Genomic DNA, 16,298 nt, shown 5'->3' with positions numbered 1-16,298 from the left:
CTAAACTTCCTCCAAAAGACAGACCGCAAGACATACAGCGCCTTCCTGTCTTCCGACAAACCCAAGCTTTTCTCCTCGCGTTGCCTTGATAGAAATTTGCGAAGGCAAACAATGGAGAACGTTTGAAAGATTCAATTTCATCTGATCGATATAAGGAGCCAGTTTCGGTTTTTCCATCAAGATCGTTGCATCAATATTTCCTATCTTATACCCTTTTTCCACCATCAAATCATACACATGACTGCACAATTTAAGACTGTCAGCCCCTTTGTATCGCGGATCCGTATCGGGAAAATGTTTCCCCAGATCTCCTAAAGACAAAGCCCCCAGAATACTCTCCATGATGGCATGGGTGCACACATCCGCATCCGAATGACCATCCAATCCTTTGTCCGATTCAATGGGCACACCTCCCAAGATCAGTTTTCTTCCCTCTTTTAAGGGATGAATATCGATTGATTGTCCAATTCGCATAGTTTCACCTCAAATTCAACAGAACAATTATACAAAAAAAGACCTGACTTTAAAAGTCAGGTTTGAAATCAATTAACGAGTAACTTGGATGAACTGAGGACTTCCTCCTCCACCGTTGTATACGCTGGAGATAATGGTCTGGCTTACGCCATCCGCTGTCCAGAAGTTTCCATGTACACATAAACCATTACCGATATAAATAGCGATATGGTCTACACCACGTCCACCGTTATTGTAGTAAACAAGGTTACCAGCCTGCGGAGTATCTGTATAGTAACCATAGTAGATGTATTCATCTGGCCACAACTGATAAGCATCGCTTACACCAGCCAGAGCCAATGCCTGCTGAACAACCTGCGTACACTGCTGACCATCTGTAACTCCTACCAATGTCTGAGCCGCTGCTGCGATACGATTGTTCAGATCCGCATATTGATTTGTCGTACCTGGATTTGACGGCTGAACCGGCTGACTTGGTTCAGATGGAGTTTGTTCTGGCGTACTAGGCTGAGATGGTTCCTGTACCGGATCACTTGGTGCTGGAGTCTGTTCTGGAGCACTTGGTTGAGACGGCGTTTGTTCCGGCGCACTTTCTACGGTAGAATCCTGCACTGGAGCCTGATCCTGAACCGGCTGATCTACCACTTCCTGAACAGGGGCCTGTTCTACAGGTTCCTGTACCTCTTCTTCTACCACAGGTGTTGTTTCTTCTACAACTGCCTGATTTTGTTCTTCAAGAGCTTCCTGAGCCGCTTGTGCTTCTTCAGCTTTTTTCTGTTCTTCAACAACTTTTACTTCTTCCTGCACAACTTCTTTGGCAGCCGTCGTAACATTTGTCTGTACACTTTCAGACACTGTATTGGATACAGTCGCTACAGTCGCTTCTTTTGTGGTTTCTTTATCTACTTCACCTTTTTCATCAAAGTAGTAACTTTTTCCTTCAATTTCCTGCCATCCTTTGGCAACAGTAGCATCTGAATTGATATAGCGATCCCCATGCCATCCTGGTTCAGTTTCCATTGCGTAAACAGCAGCTACTACAGGAAAACAGCTTGCCACACATAAGACAGCTGCAACTTTTTTTCCATGTTCTTCAATATAATTCATAGAATAAACCCCCTTAGTCGATTCTTTTATTCCAATAGTTATCTTAAATCTAACATAAAAAAAGAGGGCTAGCAACCCTCTTTTTTGGATTTTGTTTGTACTTTTTAGCAATTACTTGGTTTTTTCGATAATTTCCAAGAAAGAATCTGCCTTTAAGCTTGCTCCCCCGATCAATGCGCCATCGATATCTGGACAAGCCATGTATTCGGCAATGTTTCCAGGTTTAACACTTCCGCCATACTGTACACGTACTGCATCGGCAGCATCCTGTCCATACATTACTTTGACCTGATCACGTACGATTGCACAGCATTTCTGGGCGTCTTCCTTGGTGGCTGATTTACCCGTACCGATTGCCCAGATTGGTTCATAAGCAATAACCATGTTGGCTACATCTTTGGCATCCAGATCAGCGATAGATCCTGTCAGCTGGTCGCGGATCACTTTTTCGGTTTCTCCGGCATCGTACTGTGCTTCTGTTTCCCCGATACAAAGAATCGGTGTCATACCGGCAGCAATCAGACGTTTTGCCTTTTTGTTTACTGTTTCATCCGTGTCACCAAACATCTGACGACGTTCACTGTGACCGATGATGCAGTATTTGATTCCTAATTCTTCCAACATAGGAACACTGACTTCCCCTGTAAAAGCTCCGCTGTCTACAAAGTGGCAGTTTTCAGCGGCAACGATCAGGTTTTTCGCATTGTCGGCAGCCGTTTTCAAATCTGTAAACGGACATCCGATTCCATACGTTGCGTTTTCTGTAGCGGCTGCGGCATCCACTTCTTTGAAGAAGCTTTCCGTTTCCGCATTGTTTTTGTTCATTTTCCAGTTTCCGACAATAATTGGTTTTCTCATTTTATTTTCCTCTTTTCTTACTTTTCGCTGATGATAGCGATACCTGGCAATGTCTTACCTTCCATGTATTCCAAAGAAGCACCGCCTCCGGTAGAAACATGAGAGAATTTTTCGGCATAGCCTAACTGTTTAGCGGCTGCAGCAGAATCTCCACCGCCGATTACAGTGATCGCATCTGGAAGTTCAGAAATAGCCTGGCAAACCAATTCTGTACCTTTGGCAAATTTCTTCATTTCAAATACACCCATTGGGCCGTTCCATACAACGGTCTTGGCTCCCGCCAGCGTTTCCTTGAACAATTCTACCGTAGCTGGACCGATATCCAATCCCATCCATCCTTCAGGGATCTCTCCGGATTTGCATACCTGTGTATTGGCATCTTCACTAAAGGCATCGGCACATACATTGTCTACAGGAAGTACCAGTTTGTCTCCTGCTTTTTCCAGGTATTCTTTGGCAAGGTCTAATTTGTCATCTTCAACCAAAGAAGTACCAATGCTTCCGCCCTGTGCTTTCATGAAAGTATAAGCCATACCGCCGCCGATGATAACTTTGTCAGCTTTCTTCAATAAGTTATCGATGACATCGATCTTACTGGAAACTTTGGATCCACCGATGATCGCAACGAATGGATGCGCTGGTTCATCCACAGCCTTTCCTAACATCGTTACTTCTTTTTCTACCAGGAAGCCTAATCCGTTTTCTTTGATGTTTGTAGGGATTCCTACAGTAGAAGCATGCGCACGGTGAACAGAACCGAAAGCATCTTCAACGAATACTTCCCCTAAGCTGGCCCAATAAGCACCTAACTCAGGATCGTTTTTACTTTCTCCTTTTTCATAGCGAGTGTTCTGCATCAAAACGATCTCGCCATCGTTTAAATTATTTACGGCTTCTTCCAATTCCGGTCCACGTGTTACCGGGCAGAAAGTTACCTTTGTTTCTGGAAGCAGTTCCTGCAAACGAACCGCTACACATTCCAAATTGTTCTTTGCCTTGTCTTCTTCTGTTTTTACTTTACCTAAATGAGACATCAAAATGATTTTTGCGTTGTTTTCCACTAAATATTTGATGGTCGGCAAAGCCATTACGATACGGTTATCATCTGTAATCACACCGTCTTTACGAGGTACGTTAAAGTCACAACGTACAATGACCTTTTTTCCAGATACCTGAAGGTCTTTTACAGTTCTTTTAGACATTTCAATTCCTCCTACTGTACTAAGCGACTCTATTATATCACTTGAAATTTTGATTTCCTAGCGTTCCCATAAAAAAAACGCTCTTACTTGTGGTAAGAACGTCCATTTAAAATCATATAGCCCCGATAGATCTGTTCCAATATCAGGATCCGGGTCATCAAATGCGTAAAAGTCAGATCGCTCAGCTTCCAGCGATAGTCCGCTCTTTGAACCAGCTGTTTGCCCGGCCCCAGAGAACCTGCGATCACAAACACCAGATGCGAGTGGTGCATGCTCCAGGTTTCCAGTTTCTGGGAAAGCTGCATGGAATCGAGCATTTGTCCATGCAGATCCAACAAAATCACATGATCGGTTGGCTTGATCTTTTCCAAAACCCGGTCTGCTTCCAGCTCTTTGACCTTATCCGCTTCTTTTTCACGGTCCGTGTGAATATTGGCCTCGTCTTTGACCTCAATTACTTCGATACGGGAAAAAGGAAGGATCCTTTTGACATACTCTTCCTGAAGAAGCCGCAGAGCCTTTTCTTTATTTCGTCCTACGCAAAGAAGCGTGATCAAACCCTGGCCTCCACAGGAAACTGACTGGTCAGCTTCAGCACTTCTTCCTTCACTTTGGCACATACCGCTTCATCCTTAGCCTGAAGGACTTCCACGATCCATTTTGTCACCTGTTCAAATTCTTTTTCCTTGAAACCGCGGCTGGTCATGGCCGCCGTGCCCAGACGGATCCCGCTGGTCACAAACGGCTTTTGAGTGTCATAAGGAATGGTGTTCTTATTGGCTGTGATCCCAGCCAGATCCAGAAGGCTCTCGGCTTCTTTTCCTGTCATTTCCAGACTGGCCATGACATCCACCATCAAAAGATGATTGTCACTGCCGTCCGATACGATACGGAAGCCGGCTTCTTTGAATCCTTTGACCATAACCTGTACATTCTTTAACACTTGTTCCATATATTCCTTATAAGAAGGCTGCATCGCTTCAAACAGGCAGATTCCTTTAGCGGCAATCACGTGTTCCAAAGGTCCGCCCTGCATTCCCGGAAAGATCTTGGAATCCAGCTTCTTGGCAAATTCTTCTTTACAGAAAACCATACCGCCTCGAGGCCCCCGTAAAGTTTTATGCGTTGTGGTTGTCACAAAATCCGCATAAGGGATCGGACTTGGGTGTAAACCGGCAGCCACCAGGCCGGCAATGTGCGCCATATCGACCATCAGATACGCTCCGCACTGTTTGGCGATCTTGCCAAAACGTTCAAAATCAATGATACGGGAATAAGCACTGGCCCCCGCAACGATCAGTTTCGGCTTCACTTCCATCGCCTGCTTTTCCAAGGCATCATAGTCGATTCTTTCCGTTTTTCGATCCACCATATAAGGTACAAAATTATAATACGTTCCGGAAAAATTCATCGGATGTCCATGCGTTAAATGTCCTCCGGCAGCCAGATCCATTCCCATAACGGTATCCCCTGGGGTAAGCAATGTATTATATACCGCCATGTTGGCCTGCGATCCGGAATGAGGCTGAACATTGACATGTTCCGCATGAAAAAGCTCACACGCTCTTTTTCGAGCCAGATCTTCGGCCGCATCGACATTGACACAGCCCCCATAGTAGCGCTTGCCCGGATAGCCTTCGGCATATTTATTGGTCAAAACGCTGCCCTGTGCCTCCCGTACTTCCTTGGATACAAAGTTCTCGCTGGCAATCAGCTCAATATTTCCTTTTTGACGTTGTTCTTCTTTTTCAATGATGGAAAACATTTCTAAATCGCGCATAGTGCACCTCCTGTTTGTGTCATTTTATCATAAACCAAAAAAAAAGAAAGAGTGTTCCTCTTTCTAAGACGGCTGCCGCACATGCACATATCCAATCAGCGGATTGGCGCATTGGACAGAATATACCACGGTCGTGTAACCGTTCCATCCGCCATGAACGGCCTGCCCGTTTCCGATATAGATCGCAACATGTCCCTGATACACACAAATATCTCCGGGAACCGGGTTTGAGGTGAGCTCTCCTAAAGACAGATACGATTCTGGAGCTCCATGGTAATTGATACCCACCGCCCTTAAGGCATTGGTCACCAGCATCGTGCAGTCCTGATTCACCCCTAACTGTGCCAGGGCCGCATCGGCGATATTTTGATAAAAGTTAGGGTCCTGTTTCTTCTTGACATGAACAAAAACCTCTTTGTTGGATGTATTCCCGCTTTCATCGATTGCCGTGATCTTCACATCGTAGGTCCCTACGGTTTCCGTATCCAGAGAATCGCTGATCTTGACATCCACATTCGAATCGTCTTTGACTTCAATTTGTTCCTTTAAGTCAAAATCCTCTCCCTGCATGATTTCATAAGAATCGTCACAAAGGATCTTGGGAGCCTGGATATCCTGCACCTGAACATCCGTATAAATGGTAAACTCACTTTTCACATTGGAAACATCTTCGATCCCCAGTTTTTTCAAAGACTTTGAAGGATCTTTTAAGCCATAGGTGACCGAGATCTTCTGGTCCCCTTCTTCTTTTAAATCCAAACCCTGAACACGAATCTTCATTTCGTCGTTTTCGTAGATCAAAGTTTTATTTCTTGTCGTCTTGTATTCGATATTCTCCAGCGAAACGGAATACAAGCTGGAAAGCACATCAACCAATGAACTTTCATCATTGATATGACACACCTGTTCTTCCTTCTCCAAAGCATAGGTCGGTATGGTTTGTACACCAACACTGAACAACAGAGTCAGTCCCAACACAACATTTCTTTTATTTATCATGGTATTCCCCCATTTCTATCCATGATTTGTGAACAAAAATTGTACACAGTTTGCCATGATACACAAAAGAGATGCATTTGTAAAGGCATTATGCGATTTCACAATTTTCACATAATTTATTCTGTTCTGCTTTATATATCGCTATAAAAGCGCTTTCTTTACTTCAAATGTTTGAATAAACTTTTTCCGCATGTCCCCTCTGGCATTGCCAGTCCAAAGTTTTCCAGGATCGTTGCACCGACACAGCCAAAGGAAGATTCCCCAGGCAAGATCCCATGATTTTTCAAGCCGGACGAATACATCATCAACGGGACATTTTCCCGGGTGTGATCGGTTCCCTTGAAAGTAGGATCGTTTCCATGATCGGCCGTGATCATCAAAAGATCCTCTTCACTCAAACAATCGATCAGCTCTCCTAAAAGAAGATCAAACGTCTCCAGTTCCTTTCCGTAACCTATCGGATCCCGGCGGTGCCCCCACAAGGCATCAAAATCCACCAGGTTGACATAACACAATCCCGTAAACTCTTTCTTTGCCCATTCGATTGTTTGTTCCATGCCCTGAACGCTGGTTTGCGAACGAAAGCTCTGGGTGATTCCCTGCCCGGCAAAAATATCATGGATCTTTCCGATTCCTATGACATCCAGCCCATGTTCCTTCAAAGAATCCAAAGCCGTTTTCCTAAAGGGGGCCAGGGCGTAGTCATGACGATGGGCCGTGCGGACAAATTCGCCTTTTTTCTTTCCTACATACGGCCGGGCAATCACACGTCCTACTTTCCATTGGGGCCTCTGGGTCAGTTCTCTGGCAATCTCACAATAACGGTACAATGTTTCCAGTCCCATGGTTTCTTCGTTGCCGCATATCTGCAGCACTGAATCCGAAGAAGTATAAACGATCAGACTTCCTTCCTGGATCTCTTTTTCTCCCAGCTCCTCCAGGATCTGCGTCCCGCTGGCCGCTTTATTTCCTATGATCTTTCGATGATCGCACCTTCGGGAAAGCTCATCGATCAATTCTTTGGGGAATCCGTTAGGAAAAGTTTGAAACGGCTGATCGACCGCAAGTCCCATCATTTCCCAGTGACCGCTCAATGTATCTTTGCCCCGTCCTTTTTCCTGTAAGGAAAGAGCATATCCCTTTTGTTGCTCTTTAACAGGAAAGACCAGATCCTTTAATCCAAGCTCAGTCAGATGGGGAATCTTCAGATTCGGCATGGCTTCTTCTATATGAACAAAAGTATTGGCTCCCTGATCCCCAAAGTCTTCGGCATCCCGGGCATTTCCAATGCCTAAAGAATCGATCACGATCACAAATATGCGTTTATACTTCATAAGCTACCTCTCTATAAAGAAAGCGGCCTGAAGCCGCTGTTAAAATAAGGTCATTTGATTTTCTTCATCCAAGCCTTCCAGAGCGTTCATCGCATCCAGGCGATCCAGCAACGATTTGGAAAGCTGCGTTCTTTTCAGAACATCTTCCTTGGATAAGAAGGCCCGCTCATTCCGCGCCTTGACAATGGACCGGGCAACGTTGTCCCCCAGGCCGTCCAGGCTGGTAAACGGCGGTATGATCTTGTTTGGATCCTTAGGATCGGCGATAAACTCACTGGCCGCCGAACGATGGATCGATACATTGGAGAACTTGTATCCCCGGCAAGCCATCTCCAAAGCCAGTTCCAGCGTATCATAGATGGCCTGTTCCTTATCACTGACCTTTTGGGTCTTGTCTTCTTTGGCCCGCTTGATATCCGTCATCCGCTGGCGAATCGCTTCTTCTCCCAGGATCATCGTCTGGATATCATAAGCATCACAGCGAATACTAAAGAACATGCAATAGTAGGCAATCGGCATATGGACCTTGAACCAGGCAATACGGACCGCCATCATAACATAAGCTACCGCATGGGCTTTCGGGAACATGTACTTGATCTTCAGACAGGAATCGATATACCAGTCCGGTACATTGTTGGCTTTCATGGCCTCGATCCATTCTTCCTTCAAACCTTTTCCCTTACGCACGCTCTCCATGATCGTAAAGGCAAGTTTGGGCTCCAATCCCATCTGGATCAGATCCACCATGATATCGTCACGACACCCGATAACTTCGCTTAACACACAGGTGCCGTTGTTGATGAGCTCTTCGGCATTGCCTAACCAGACATCCGTCCCATGGCTCAAACCGGAAATGCTGACCAGTTCGGCAAAGGTTGTCGGTTTTGTCTTTTCCAGGATCCCGCGCACAAATTTAGTTCCAAACTCCGGGATCCCGGCGGCTCCGGTGATCTCATTGTAACGGGTGGTGTCGATATTCAAAGAATCCAGTCCGGAAAAGATGGCCATGGTGTCCGGATCATTCATTGGGATCTTGCGAACATCCAGGCCGGTGATCCTTTCCAGCATCTTCATAGCGGTCGGATCGACATGTCCAAGAATATCGAATTTTAAGATATTGTCATGGATCTGATGGAAATCAAAATGGGTGGTTTTCCATTCCGCGTTAGGATTGTTGGCCGGATACTGGACCGGGGTGAAATCATGAACGTCCATATCCAGAGGCACCACAACGATTCCTCCCGGATGCTGGCCGGTCGTTCGTTTGACCCCTTCGCATTCTTTGGCCAGATCCACACGTTTGGCTTCACTGAACGCTTCGATTCCCATTTCTTCTTCATAGCCCTTGATATAACCATAGGCCGTTTTTTCCTGCACGGTTCCTACGGTTCCGGCACGGAACACGTGGTCTTCCCCAAAGATCTCTTTGGTAAAGGCATGGGCCCGAGGCTGATACTCTCCCGAGAAGTTCAAATCGATATCCGGTACCTTATCTCCTTCAAACCCTAAGAACGTTTCAAACGGAATGTCCTGGCCGTCTCCCCGCATGATCGTTTTACACTTAGGACACGGTTTATCCGGCAGATCAAATCCCGATTTGATCTCTTCATTGTCGATAAATTCATAATGATGACAATGCGGACAGATATAATGCGGTTTTAACGGATTGACTTCGGTAATGTTGCTCATAGTGGCCACAAAGCTGGATCCTACCGATCCACGGCTTCCGACCAGATACCCATCTTCATTGCTTTTCTTTACCAGCAGATGGGAAATATAGTAAACCACATAGTATCCATGTCCAATGATACTGTCCAGCTCACGGTTCAATCGTTTTTCAACGATTTCCGGAAGCTCAGGACCATATATCCGATGGGCTGTTTCAAAACAGATGTCTCTTAATTTTTGATCCGATCCCTCAATATCCGGCGGATACAGTTTGTCTTTGATTGGATAGATCGGTTCTGTCATCGCTTTGAGTTTATTGGAGTTCTCTACAACGATTCGATACGCATCTTCCGCATCCATCCAGTCAAAGGCCTTCAGCATTTCATCGGTGGTCAAAAGATGCTGGTTGGGAGCGGACGTCGCCCGGCGCTGTTTTTCATCGTATAGATATAAAGGATGACGGGCATTGCCGATGGCCTTGGCATTGATATAGATATCGCGCACCCGTTTTTGATGCGGATGAACATAATGGGCATCGCTGGAGGCAATCACCAGTTTTTCTTTCTTGTTGGCGGCATCCAATATATAACCGATGACCTTTTTCAGATCATCGACATTCTGAATAGCTTTGCCTCGTCTTCGCATCTGAAGCAGATTGCGGTAACACTCCAACGGCTGGATCTCAATATAGTCATAAAAATCCATGGCCTCTTCCAGCATCCGGGCATCGCGAGTATGCGCCAGTTCAAAGATCTCGCCATTTTGACAGCTCGACCCAATCAGAAGATTGCCATTTTTGCGTTTCTTTTCCAATTCAGCCCGAGGAATTCGCGGCTCTCCGGCAGCCGTCTCGGTGGACAGATATTTTGTATGACTCAACGTAATCAATTCAAAGAGTTCTTTCAGCCCCTGTTTATTACGGGCATAGACCGTTGTATGATACGCCCTGGCTTTCTTAAAGCTTTCTTCGCTTTTTAATGATTCAAATACATCCAATGTGGCATCCGTGTCAAACTGATTGAGCATATGGCACAAGACCTGCGAAAGAACTTCGGCATCGTAGTCAGCTCGATGCGCCCCTTCGCCATCATAACTGACTCCATAATAACGGCAGACACTTCCCAGATTGTAACGCTTGGAATCTGGAAGCAGAGCCTGGGCCAAAGGCCAGGTATCGATCACTGGATTCGTCAGTTTTTCATAGCCGCATTTCTGGCACGCTGCATTCATAAAGCCCACATCAAAGCTTGCGTTGTGAGCCACCAGAATCGAATCCCCGATAAAAGCCAGCAGCTCTTTTAAGGCTTCTTCGATTGTTTTCTGATTTTCCACATCATGTTGAGAGATATGCGTCAGTGAAGTAATGCTGGCGGGAATCGGGCGCTTAGGATCGATAAACATCTGTTTGCGGTCGATCACTTCGCGATGTTTCATCTTGACCGCCCCAAATTCAATGATCTCATCCAGACGGTTGGAAAGTCCTGTGGTCTCCAGGTCAAACACTACATAGGTCGCCTCTTCCAAAGAGCGATGATCGTTATTATAAAGAATCTTGTATTCCGGATCGACCATATTCATTTCACAGCCATAAAGCATCTTAAATTCCCGCTTTGGATCTTGTTTGTTCAAAGCGCTGACTTTATGCTGCGCCATTGGAAAAGCCTGCACGACCTGATGATCACAGATTCCAATGGCATCCATTCCCCAGTCGTAGGCCGTTTGAATATATTCTTCAATGGAACAGACCCCGTCCATTTCTGAAAAATTGGAATGCACATGCCATTCTGTTCGTTTGGTATCGGCATTGTCTTTTCGCTTGGCGGGTTTGATTTCTTCCAAAGACTGGATCATAAAAGAATCACACTTGGCATAGCTGTCGTATACGACTTCGCCTTTCAGGCGAACGCTCATTCCCTTTTTTGCCTTTTGAAGTTCTTCCAAAGGCGTACGGGCACTCTCAAACCGTTTGCACACGATCGCATCCTGATAATCGGAAACGTACAGCATCTGCAGTGTTTTCCCCGATTTCATGACGCGGTTCTCTATCGAAAAAATATGCCCTTCGATCACGGCAGCACGCATGCCCACCTGAAGTTCACCAATCGCATATTCCACCGTTTCTTCCTTACGGTAAGAACGCTTGGGTTCTTCTTTGACCGGCAAAACCGTTTCCGGAAGTTCGATGTGCTGCGTTTCGATGGCTTTGTCATCTTCGATCCGCTTGCATGAAAGCTCCATGAAGATCCCTACCTTCTGAAGATGTTCGATCAGTCTGGACAGCTTGCGATTCAAGCCGGAAAATCGGGATTCATCCTTTGTCGAAAAACAGATCATATCCTCTTCCTGGAAAGGATGAAGAAACCGGAACTCTTTGAGCTCGCTATCTTTTTCCACAAAGTAAGAAACATACTGATCAAGATTGACCATATCGCATGCTGCATCCAGGGCATGGATCGTCAAATCAACATGAACATGGGTCTGGATCTTAAGATTGTGCAATAACTGTGCATAGACATCAAAGGGCAGCACTTTATCGACCCGAAGGGTGATTTCAAGCTGCTCCTTTTTGATATGAAAGAGGGGTCCGTTTTCAAACTCTGCGTTTTCAAAATACGTTTTGAATTCTTCCGGAAGAAAATTTCCGATACTTTCCCAAACCATAGGGCCCTCCTTTCCTATTTGACCATTTTAGTAAAAGCATCCCTGGCGGCCAGCTGTTCCGCCTTCTTTTTGGTCGAGCTGGTTCCCGTTCCTAACAGAATGTCATCCAGATAGACCCCCATGGTAAAAGTAGGGGCATTGCTTGGACCTACTTCTTCAAGGCAGCGATACTGTATCGTTTTCCGGGTATCTGCCTGGATCACTTCCTGAAGATGCGTCTTGTAGTCTTTTACATCTTCACTTTTTTCACTGGTAAACAAAGGAAGCATGTATTCCTTGAGCAACCGGTCGCAGGAAGCATATCCCTGATCGATATAGATGGCTCCTAAACACGCTTCAAATTGATCGGCCAGGATACTGTCACGGTTTCGGCCGCCGTTTTTCTCTTCACCGACTCCCAGCTTCAAATACCTATACCATCCCAGTTTTTTATTCAGTTTGGCTAACGTCGCTTCACAGACCGTCTGAGCCCGAAGAGTGGTCATCTGCCCTTCCCGCAGGATAGGTTCCATATGAAAGAGCTGATCGGCGCTCCATACCTGCAGTACGGCATCGCCCATAAACTCCAGACGTTCGTTGTCTTTTCCCTTTTTTTGATGTTCGTTGGCAAAGCTGGAATGCGTACACGCTTCTTCATAAACGGCTTCTTCGTTGGGTTTATAGCCGTTGGCTTCCAGCCATTCGGTAAATTTATTCATTTTCACACCTCTTCAAATCACGGGCAACACACTCAGGAACCAGAGAAGAAATATCCTGCCCATACTTCAACAATTCGCGGACATTGGAGCTGGAACAATGAGCATATTCGGGATCCGTGATCAAATAGACTGTATCGATGGAAGGATCTATTTTACGATTCATCGCTTCTATATTTTTCTCATATTCAAAATCTAGGATGTTGCGGATCCCCCGAATTAATATGGAAGAGCCCACTTTATGACAGGCCTCGATGGTCAGCCCTTCATGGGTCTGACAGATGACATTGCCCATATTCCGGGTTTCTTTCTCTAACCACTCTAACCGTTTCTCTTTTGAAAATGTCTCTTTTTTTTCACTGTTCACACAGATAAAGACGTACACTTGATCAAAAAGACGGGAAGCCCGCTGGATCACATCGAGATGCCCCCGTGTCAAAGGATCGAATGTTCCGCAAAAACAAGCTTTAGTCATATTCTTCTTCCTTTCGATAATACGTGATCTTGGTGTTTCGGTACGTCTTCTCCTTATATTGAACAAGACGGCCGATCTTTTGGGAAAAACTTTGCGAGGCCATACTTTCAATCACTACGACCCCATGGTCCTGAACCAGATCTTGTTCATCCAGGATCTTCAACAATTTTTCGTTTTCTTCCTTTTTATACGGCGGATCGATATAAACCAAATCAAATTTTTCTTCCAGTCTGGGTAAAATCGAAAAAACATTCCCCTGGATCGCTTTGACCTGATCTTGAAGACCCAGATTTTTGATGTTGGTTTCAATGACGCGGATTGCTTTTTTATTAAAATCGATACAAAGAGCCTGATCCATGCCCCGGGAAATCGCCTCTAAAGCCATATTCCCTGTCCCGCTGTAACAGTCCAGCATTTTGCCGCCGTCAAACAAGTTGCCCAGGCTGGAAAACACCGCTCCTTTGACTTTATCCGAAGTCGGACGAGTCTCCTGGCCTTCCACACTGACTAATATGCGGGAGCCATATTTACCTGCGACGATACGCACGGGGCTTCATCTCCTTTATTCGAATCTGAGAAATACACTGTTGACAAAGGCCCAGGGTCGCAAAGATGGCCATCAAAGAAGAACCTCCGTTACTGATAAACAGTAAGGGAACCCCTGTTGATGGGATCAATCCAGACACCCCGCCTACATTCAGGAAAAAGTGAACAAACAAGTAGGCGGCCGTTCCCGTCAGCACCGTTTTATAGGTAAAGGAATGCGTCTTGAAGGCATAGTAGAACAGCCTGAACAGCAAGATTCCATATAAGAGCACCAAAAGTCCAAACCCAAAGATTCCTGTTTCCTCGATGATCACAGCCAGAATATAGTCGTTATCGGCCTGGGTCAGATATCCGTATTTTCGTAAAGAGCCGCCGATTCCTCTTCCAAACAAGCCCCCGCTGCCGATTCCATACAGGGCATTGACAGGCTGGTAGCCTTCTCCATACACATCGGTATAAGGGTTTTTGGCATTTTCAATACGCGTCGCGATATGGGCAAGCGGAGTGTGTTCCATGATGGAAGTTCCTATATCGGTTACCCAGAACAAGAGAACACCAGCCACGACCAGGGTGCCGATCCCCCATTTCAAAAATTTTTGAAATTGACGGATATTGGAGTACGCCGGTACAAGAAGACATACAAAAAAGATCGTAGAGATAATGAATCCTGTTCCATAGTCGTGCTGAAAAACGATGCCGACCATCATCAACGCCCAACAAAAGAAAGGCTTTCGAAATAAGAATCGCCAGTTTTTGGTCATATTCGGATTCTTATGCGCCTGATACAACGAGCTGGCACAAACCATGATCATCAACGGCTTGGCAAACTCGGCCGGCTGGATCGTAAAACCGCCCGGCAAACGAATCCAGGCATGCGACCCTCCAGAAGCCGAGAAAGCTAAAGGAAGAAGCATCAGGAAAAACGCCACAATAATAATCAGATTCTCTAAGTGTGTAAACCATTTGAAATTAAAGAGCCGGTTGATGGTCCACATGCATAAATACGATAGAACAATGAAAATAAGCTGTTTGATAAATGTCGTCAACACCACCATGGAATCGGTCGTGGTTTCTCCCACTTTTGTACTGACGATCATAATCGTTCCGCATATCACCAGGATCATAACCGAGACATTGATCCATGGGTCGCTTTTTGAAATCAGTGAAAAAGCACGCCGGATTCTTTGGATCACCGGTGGTTTTGGTAATTTTTTACTTTTCTTTTTCGTCTTTGCCATAGATTCCCTCAATCTCTAATTCTTACCTGAAAACAATAAATAATGGATCTCCGGATCCGCATTCAATCGTGCATCCACATCGGTGCACCCAACGCCGTCCGAAAGAAGAATCGGAAAATCCAGATCTTCGCTTTTAGCACGGTTCAATTGGGTAGCCCCTTCCGCTTTTTTATAGGCTCCAAGAAGCGGATAGGTGATCTGGGTGCCATGTGCATTTCCCGCTAACGCAAGTGAGATCGAAGCCGAGGCCAAACTTTCATCCATTAGATTATCGGGATAGTGTGAGACTATTATATTATATTCTTCATTTGAATTTGTCGACAGGATATTGTAGTCCGGTGTCGTGGAAAGTCCTGTTAAACGGACACTGGAATGATTCTGGCTGGTAAGGCGAACACTGGAATTTTCCAGAATCTCAAAGCCGCTGGCGGCATAGATCGAACGCACCGCTTTCGACCGGTTTTCATCATTGATATCTTTTTCTCCTAAAACACAGAATTTTCCAAGAGGAGCTTCTATTGAATTAAAAGCTTTGATCAATTTCTGATTGGAACTTTCATCCGGCGTAAACTGATCATCATAGAGATCGCCCCCAAACACCAGGACCGATGGATCCAGTTCTTCAATGGTAGAGGTCAGTTTTTCCAATCGCTGATCATTTTCAAATGTCCCATATTGAAGATCCGTAAAATAAACAATGGAAAAGATCCCCATATCTTTTGAAACTTTTTGATCTTCGATGGTCTGATAGCGAACCTGAAGCTGATTTGGATTGATCGAAAACGCAAAAAACAAATTCGCACTTATAAAAACCATGATCGCCGTCAATATACTGATCGTGATCAAAAGCCGCTTTTGCAGAGTTGTCATCATATCACCGCCTATCATTTTAACATAGATTGTACAAAAAAAAGAAAGAAGCCTATTCTTCTTTCTTTCGAATTCGTTTTGCCTGCCGTCTTTGATGGATCTCTTCCATCGTCTGACGGGAGTTGATGATCACAGGGATCACGATCGGATTTCGATGTGTTTTCTTATATAAATAAGGTTCCAGGGTCGAACGGACACAGTTTTTGATTTCCGAGAACGTCGTCTTTTCCTTCATCTTTTCCATCAACGAATTATGAACGATAAATTCCGCTTCTTTGATCAATCCCTGCGAGTCTTTGATAAATACGAAACCGCGGCTTACGATCACCGGACGCATAAGAATCTTGTTGGTTTTCGAATCGATGGCAATGATCACCGATACCAGTCCGTT

Annotated in this window: 14 protein-coding genes and 1 pseudogene; all 15 read right to left on the bottom strand. The window is 45.3% G+C overall.

Annotated elements, in window-relative coordinates:
- Positions 1 to 474, bottom strand: a complete 474-nt coding sequence (gene ispF, locus Q0K03_RS03445; RefSeq protein ID WP_297237752.1) for a 2-C-methyl-D-erythritol 2,4-cyclodiphosphate synthase — start codon at positions 472 to 474, stop codon at positions 1 to 3.
- A gap of 72 nt (positions 475 to 546) precedes the next feature.
- The gene (locus Q0K03_RS07395) at positions 547 to 1,086 is read right to left on the bottom strand and encodes an NlpC/P60 family protein (protein ID WP_366774984.1); all 540 of its coding nucleotides are present in this window, start codon (positions 1,084 to 1,086) and stop codon (positions 547 to 549) included.
- Positions 1,087 to 1,692: 606 nt separating this feature from the next.
- Positions 1,693 to 2,439: a triose-phosphate isomerase gene (gene tpiA / locus Q0K03_RS03435; RefSeq protein WP_297237747.1), complete on the bottom strand. Its 747-nt coding sequence runs from the start codon at positions 2,437 to 2,439 to the stop codon at positions 1,693 to 1,695.
- A 17-nt stretch (positions 2,440 to 2,456) separates the two neighbouring features.
- Positions 2,457 to 3,641, bottom strand: coding sequence for a phosphoglycerate kinase (locus Q0K03_RS03430; RefSeq protein ID WP_297237745.1), 1,185 nt, complete (start codon positions 3,639 to 3,641; stop codon positions 2,457 to 2,459).
- Between the two features lie 83 nt (positions 3,642 to 3,724).
- On the bottom strand, positions 3,725 to 4,261 hold the full coding sequence (locus Q0K03_RS03425) for a 23S rRNA (pseudouridine(1915)-N(3))-methyltransferase RlmH (protein WP_297237743.1): 537 nt from the start codon (positions 4,259 to 4,261) through the stop codon (positions 3,725 to 3,727).
- Positions 4,195 to 5,421, bottom strand: coding sequence for a serine hydroxymethyltransferase (gene glyA / locus Q0K03_RS03420; RefSeq protein WP_297237741.1), 1,227 nt, complete (start codon positions 5,419 to 5,421; stop codon positions 4,195 to 4,197). The genes Q0K03_RS03425 and glyA overlap by 67 nt, the downstream gene beginning before the upstream one ends.
- A gap of 63 nt (positions 5,422 to 5,484) precedes the next feature.
- The gene (locus Q0K03_RS03415; RefSeq protein WP_297237739.1) at positions 5,485 to 6,420 is read right to left on the bottom strand and encodes an NlpC/P60 family protein; all 936 of its coding nucleotides are present in this window, start codon (positions 6,418 to 6,420) and stop codon (positions 5,485 to 5,487) included.
- A gap of 158 nt (positions 6,421 to 6,578) precedes the next feature.
- Positions 6,579 to 7,754 (bottom strand): phosphopentomutase, encoded by a 1,176-nt coding sequence (locus Q0K03_RS03410; RefSeq protein WP_297237737.1) that lies wholly within the window; start codon positions 7,752 to 7,754, stop codon positions 6,579 to 6,581.
- 39 nt (positions 7,755 to 7,793) lie between these two features.
- Positions 7,794 to 12,083 carry a PolC-type DNA polymerase III gene (locus Q0K03_RS03405; protein ID WP_297237734.1) on the bottom strand — a complete coding sequence of 1,430 codons (4,290 nt, stop codon included), beginning with the start codon at positions 12,081 to 12,083 and terminating at the stop codon, positions 7,794 to 7,796.
- Positions 12,084 to 12,097: 14 nt separating this feature from the next.
- On the bottom strand, positions 12,098 to 12,781 hold the full coding sequence (gene rnc, locus Q0K03_RS03400; protein ID WP_297237732.1) for a ribonuclease III: 684 nt from the start codon (positions 12,779 to 12,781) through the stop codon (positions 12,098 to 12,100).
- Positions 12,774 to 13,253 carry a pantetheine-phosphate adenylyltransferase gene (gene coaD, locus Q0K03_RS03395; protein WP_297237729.1) on the bottom strand — a complete coding sequence of 160 codons (480 nt, stop codon included), beginning with the start codon at positions 13,251 to 13,253 and terminating at the stop codon, positions 12,774 to 12,776. Before coaD ends, rnc begins: the two co-directional genes overlap by 8 nt.
- Positions 13,246 to 13,800, bottom strand: coding sequence for a 16S rRNA (guanine(966)-N(2))-methyltransferase RsmD (gene rsmD, locus Q0K03_RS03390; RefSeq protein WP_297237727.1), 555 nt, complete (start codon positions 13,798 to 13,800; stop codon positions 13,246 to 13,248). Before rsmD ends, coaD begins: the two co-directional genes overlap by 8 nt.
- Positions 13,781 to 15,037 (bottom strand): FtsW/RodA/SpoVE family cell cycle protein, encoded by a 1,257-nt coding sequence (locus Q0K03_RS03385; protein ID WP_297237725.1) that lies wholly within the window; start codon positions 15,035 to 15,037, stop codon positions 13,781 to 13,783. The genes rsmD and Q0K03_RS03385 overlap by 20 nt, the downstream gene beginning before the upstream one ends.
- Before the next feature lie 15 nt (positions 15,038 to 15,052).
- Positions 15,053 to 15,910: a metallophosphoesterase gene (locus Q0K03_RS03380; protein WP_297237723.1), complete on the bottom strand. Its 858-nt coding sequence runs from the start codon at positions 15,908 to 15,910 to the stop codon at positions 15,053 to 15,055.
- 49 nt (positions 15,911 to 15,959) lie between these two features.
- A pseudogene (locus Q0K03_RS03375) lies at positions 15,960 to 16,298 on the bottom strand (ribonuclease J); the annotation flags it as partial.

Origin of the sequence: uncultured Faecalicoccus sp. (genome assembly GCF_944327125.1) — a bacterium.
Classification (GTDB): Bacteria; Bacillota_I; Bacilli_A; order Erysipelotrichales; family Erysipelotrichaceae; genus Faecalicoccus.
The sequence above is the reverse complement of the archived record's forward strand: the minus strand, read 5'-3'. Positions and strand labels throughout refer to the sequence as shown.

What these genes read in the sequence shown, in the direction of transcription:
- ispF (WP_297237752.1), bottom strand. Translation starts at nt 474, where the DNA reads ATGCGAATTGGACAATCAATCGATATTCATCCCTTAAAAGAGGGAAGA.
- tpiA (WP_297237747.1), bottom strand. Translation starts at nt 2,439, where the DNA reads ATGAGAAAACCAATTATTGTCGGAAACTGGAAAATGAACAAAAACAAT.
- Q0K03_RS03430 (WP_297237745.1), bottom strand. Translation starts at nt 3,641, where the DNA reads ATGTCTAAAAGAACTGTAAAAGACCTTCAGGTATCTGGAAAAAAGGTC.
- Q0K03_RS03425 (WP_297237743.1), bottom strand. Translation starts at nt 4,261, where the DNA reads ATGTGCCAAAGTGAAGGAAGAAGTGCTGAAGCTGACCAGTCAGTTTCC.
- glyA (WP_297237741.1), bottom strand. Translation starts at nt 5,421, where the DNA reads ATGCGCGATTTAGAAATGTTTTCCATCATTGAAAAAGAAGAACAACGT.
- Q0K03_RS03415 (WP_297237739.1), bottom strand. Translation starts at nt 6,420, where the DNA reads ATGATAAATAAAAGAAATGTTGTGTTGGGACTGACTCTGTTGTTCAGT.
- Q0K03_RS03410 (WP_297237737.1), bottom strand. Translation starts at nt 7,754, where the DNA reads ATGAAGTATAAACGCATATTTGTGATCGTGATCGATTCTTTAGGCATT.
- Q0K03_RS03405 (WP_297237734.1), bottom strand. Translation starts at nt 12,083, where the DNA reads ATGGTTTGGGAAAGTATCGGAAATTTTCTTCCGGAAGAATTCAAAACG.
- rnc (WP_297237732.1), bottom strand. Translation starts at nt 12,781, where the DNA reads ATGAATAAATTTACCGAATGGCTGGAAGCCAACGGCTATAAACCCAAC.
- coaD (WP_297237729.1), bottom strand. Translation starts at nt 13,253, where the DNA reads ATGACTAAAGCTTGTTTTTGCGGAACATTCGATCCTTTGACACGGGGG.
- Q0K03_RS03385 (WP_297237725.1), bottom strand. Translation starts at nt 15,037, where the DNA reads ATGGCAAAGACGAAAAAGAAAAGTAAAAAATTACCAAAACCACCGGTG.
- Q0K03_RS03380 (WP_297237723.1), bottom strand. Translation starts at nt 15,910, where the DNA reads ATGATGACAACTCTGCAAAAGCGGCTTTTGATCACGATCAGTATATTG.